Source organism: Mycobacterium sp. 1165178.9, assembly GCF_001673555.1.
Classification (GTDB): domain Bacteria; phylum Actinomycetota; class Actinomycetes; order Mycobacteriales; family Mycobacteriaceae; genus Mycobacterium.
In genome coordinates, this window is sequence record NZ_LZMB01000040.1 from 1 (window position 1) to 4550 (window position 4550).

Annotated in this window: 3 protein-coding genes; 1 reads left to right on the forward strand and 2 read right to left on the reverse strand. The window is 62.4% G+C overall.

The features are described from left to right. Nucleotides 1-1667 (forward strand): ribonuclease H-like domain-containing protein (locus A5652_RS02310; RefSeq protein WP_067346236.1); only part of this gene is annotated, 1667 nt, incomplete at its 5' end. A 548-nt stretch (nt 1668-2215) separates the two neighbouring features. Here A5652_RS02310 and A5652_RS02315 read toward each other — a convergent pair. Together A5652_RS02315 and A5652_RS02320 are read right to left on the reverse strand one after the other, a co-directional pair. After that, nucleotides 2216-3679, reverse strand: coding sequence for an ADP-ribosylglycohydrolase family protein (locus tag A5652_RS02315; protein ID WP_067346238.1), 1464 nt, complete (start codon nt 3677-3679; stop codon nt 2216-2218). Nucleotides 3680-3822: 143 nt separating this feature from the next. Further along, a complete protein-coding gene (locus A5652_RS02320; RefSeq protein WP_067346239.1) occupies nt 3823-4512 on the reverse strand; it encodes an ankyrin repeat domain-containing protein in 690 nt (229 codons plus the stop codon). Nucleotides 4513-4550 lie beyond the last annotated feature (38 nt).

The following is a 4550-nucleotide window of genomic DNA, read 5'->3' on the forward strand; positions in this document are numbered from 1 at the left end:
CCGTACGGGTACAGAACGACTACCTGCCGCTTGTGCCGACATTGAAGTGGGAGCCGGCCCCGGAGGAACAGGACCGACTTAAGGCGGGCATACGCTTCGAGCGCAACGTGTTTGCACATTTGCGTGCACTACATCCCAACGCTGTTGTGGTGGCGCCGGAAGTGCCGAAATCCAAAGCGATCACAATGACCGTGCAAGCGATGGATACGAGTGCGCCTTTAATACTGGGTGGGTGGCTCCCGGACGACATCGACAGTGGTCGCACCGGTCGACCGGACATTCTGATCAAAGTCGGCCGCGGCTATTTGCCCGCAGACGTAAAGAACCACCTCACTATGCAATGCCGGAAGATTGCACGCGTTGTCATATCGCCGGTCGAGTCGCCCGGCGAGCGACTCCACCTGACGGGCTGGACGGCGGCGACTTCGCATCGATACGAAGACGGTCTGCAACTGGCCCACTACACGCGCATGCTTCAGGCATGTGGCTATCATTCTGGGCCCGATCATTTGTGGGGCGCGATTGTGGGTACCAGCCAAGTCGCGGTCACGCCGAACCAAGATCCCGGCCTGGCGTTCGCCTGGCACGACCTCAATGAGCCGCTGGTCTCGACTTTCTCCCGCAGCCGCGGCAAGGTACGCCGATCACTGCTCGAGCGTTACGACCACGAACACACTTTCCGTGTAAAAGTGGCCGCAACTGCGCGAGAAGTGATAGGCGGCGAGCATGACCCCCAACCCTTGGTGGAACCGATCGGGCAGAACGAATGCAGCAGTTGTCCTTACGAGGAGTGGTGCCGACAACAGATGGGCCCGGACGACCCGTCAACTGTGATCACCATCGGGCGACTCGGCACCCGCGAGTGGCTGACGCTACGCCGAATGGGGGTGAGCACAACTGAGTCCTTATCGGTTCTCGACTCGAACGACCCAGTGTTCTTCGATGATTACGTCGCGGAGGTGAGCCACCTAACCCCTGGTACCGCACGGAAGCGTCTCGCGTCAGCTATCGAACGTGCCGAAATGATCTGTGCTGGTGTAGATCTGAAACGAACTAGCGAGGGTCCCCTGGAAATTCCCGCCGCCGACATCGAAGTCGACGTCGATATTGAATACGACCTCGACAATCGTGTTTACATGTGGGGCGCCCGTCCGCGGGTTGGCATCGACGAGGCTAGCGCGACGTACGTTGACGAATTCGTCGAGTGGATGCCACTTGACTCCGATCGCGAAAAGGCTCTCGCAGCACGATTCGCCGACTGGTTGCGCTACCGGCACGACGAGGCCCAAGCCGCCGGAAGGACACTGAAAGTCTTCCACTGGTCAAGCCCAGAGCGGTCGAAGTTGAAAAGCATTCTCGGCGCGGCGGAAGTTGCGGACCTAATGGACGCTGCGACAGCCGTATTCGTGGATCTAGAGAAAGTGTTTAAAGCAAACTTCCTTTCCGTACACGGTTCGAGCTTAAAAGTGGTGGCCCGGCTCTTCGGGTTCACCTGGCGGGTCGACGACCCAGGCGGTGCAATTTCCCAAACCTATCTTTCAAAGGTACGCACCAGCGCCGAACCAGACGAGGTGGCCGAGGCGAAGCAGTGGCTACTCACCTACAATGAAGACGACAACGCGGCGATGGCGGCCATCCGGGACGGCATGAGGGCGTGGACACCGTAACCGCACCCGAGTGGACCCCGGAACCGTTATGACCCGCTGGGTTTCGGATCGCTATCGGTGGGCGGCGTTTCGGTCGTTCCCGGCTGATATAAGCTCACATCGCCACGGAATTCCCCGTCCGACGTTTCGTGGCGGCGAGCCAGGATAAGGGCTTGCCTCAGTTCTTCTGGTCTTTTCATATAGTGCCCTCGCGCATCGAACCACCGGCAGCCTAGACACGCCGCATGCGCTATCCATAGCACTTCGTCCAGGACAACGCCAGGGTGTCGGGAGGGCCACCGTTCCGGATCCACGCCATGGACGGTCTCGTACGTGCTGCGCAGGTATTCACGCTGATTCCACAACCGGCGTGCGATGTTAACGCCGGTCGAATTGCGCTTAAAGTCGATCCAGGGCGTCACCAAGCGTGGCGGGAAAAGCGCATTCCAATATGTGCCCAGCCCGGTGGCCGCACTTAATTGCCTTGAAGGCCGCAAGTTCCTATCTTTACTCGTCCCAGTCATGAGCCGCTTCTCTCTCCCCGAGCGCGAGCCAATGGGAGAAACGCGTCATGATGCACCGCCGCGTTGCAAATCGAGTCGCCTTAGCGCAGCGCAGAATTCAGCATTTGGGTTAGCGCCGGGCAGCACAGCGACGACGTCGCGCAGCGCCTGGTCAACGCCGACACCCTCCTTGCGTGCGCCGTACACCGCGCCGATGGTGGGCGTCCGGCTGTATGCCTGGACGCAATGCACGAAGACAGTCCGGCCCTTGGCTCGCAATTGCTCTATCGCCCGCACGGTATCGAGCAGCACGAAATCGACATGGTCGTTCTCGCCCTCTAGGTCGATAAGTCGGACATCGAGCTGTGTGACGCCGACCGGCAGGTACTCATCCTTGACTCGGCATAGCGACACGACCGCGTCGACTCCCTTCGGTAACTGTTGCAGAGCCGCGACACCACCAATCCATATCTGGTCGTCGTAGGGGTGCTGGACCGGTTTGCACGCTTCGGGAAAGCCACTGTAGGTGTAGTCAAAGGTGTCGGGCCGGCCTTTGTCGATGATCTTGTCGGCGAGCTGGATCAGTCCGCGCGTCGTGAGGCCCGGCCAGCCCTGCAGCATCGACCGCCACCGCGAGGGCACCGCGGAGGCGCCGTAGGCGGCGCCGAGCAGGGCGCCCGCGATGGCCGCGACGGTGTCAGTGTCGTGACCGCCGCGCACGGCTGCCTCTAGCCCCAACCGCAGGCGGTCAGCGCGAAACACCTCTGAAGCCGGATCCTCCTCCGGGACAGGCGTATTCACGATCGCCGACCAAGCGGCCTGCAGCGCGGCGACAACCCAGCCGTTCTTAGCGGAGAAAGCCGATGGTTGCGACGCTTCAGCCTCGCCGAAACGCGACGCCCATAGCTCACGGCGCCCTGCATCGATGCGGCCCAACCCGATCCGCACGTCGAGCTCGCCGGTCCAGATGGCATGGCGGATCGCGGCGCACCACAGCACGCAGGCATCACCGGCGTCGGGGTCATAGTGCGTCAGTTCACTGATCGCACGCGCGGCTTCCACCAGTGCAGCCTCATCGTCTAGGTAGGCGAGCGCGACCGGCGTGGTGCGCATCAGCGAGCCATTCCCGGCGGTGTGGCCGGTGCGCTCATGCAGCGCAGCCGACTCTTCGCGAGCGCTACGAGCAGAGATACCTCGTCGAGCTGCGGCGGACAGAACCGAACGAGTCTGGTTGCCGACATCCTTGGCGGTTCTCGCCCACCAACCCCAGCGCTCCACGATGTAGTCTTGCGTCTTCTCGTCACGCAGGTCTGCCCCAGTGGCCGCGATCTCGGCGATCGCGATGGCCATCGAGGTGTCGTCGGTCCATTCGCCGGGCTTGAACGGTCCGAGTCCGCCACCGATCATGTCAACCGAGACATCGGGAGCAAGCGGCGGCCCGAATTCGTAGCCGGCGCCCAGAGCATCGCCGGCGGCGGAGGTGAGCAGCGCACCGCAGGCCCGATCACGTTGTGCAGCAGTAAAAGTCATAGCATGTCTCCTTCGTTGCGCATGGGCGCAGGTTCAGCTGAGCGTAAGAAATGATGTGGGTGTAGCTATCTAGCGGCCTAGATTCGCCCGATCGGGCGGACGGTCGGAATCTGAATCCGTCATGGCTCAAGCGGATCCGCTGACTAGACGAATCCTTGATCGACCAAGACCGAACCTTCGGGGGTGACCAGATGCGCTTGGCCGGAGCCTTCGACGAAGCCGCACCAGCTCTTCACCTCCAGCGCTCCGCGTTGCAGCTCGACGTGGAACACGTACTTGCCTGGCAGCGGCACACACACCCGCTGACCGGGCGGCTCGTGTAGCACCTCGACCGGCGGGTAGCGCAACGCAGCACGCAGGTCGCCGTCAAAAACCCGCCCGCGGATGCGCCCATCGATCAGCTCGGCGAGTCGCGTGTCCAGCGCCCGGATCTGCTCGCTCGTCAACGGTGAGCGCGGCGGGCGCAGCAGTTCCAGAAGTACGGGGACCGGGTTGCGTTCGATGGCGACATCGAAGGGGGTGCGCCCCTTCGAATCCCGCAGCGACCGCAGTGAACCCCGGTCCAGCAGCTCAGTGACGACTTCTGGGGGCGCACCGTGCCAGGCGGCTTGATGCAAGGCGGTGAACCATGCCGTACCGCCCGGCCGCCACTGGTTAATGACGAGCCAGTTCCACTCGCGGTCCAGCACATGCATCACCTCATGCCAGTTGCCGGCTTTTGCCGCATCGGCGAGCCGGTGACCGGTGCTGACCAAGTCATCGGCCATGACTGAGGTGTCCAAAACGCCCTGCCACGGCCGGGCACCACCAATGATCTCGCTGTAAGTCGTCATCCGACCTCCTTGTCAAGCCTCCCGCGGGAGGCGCTCTT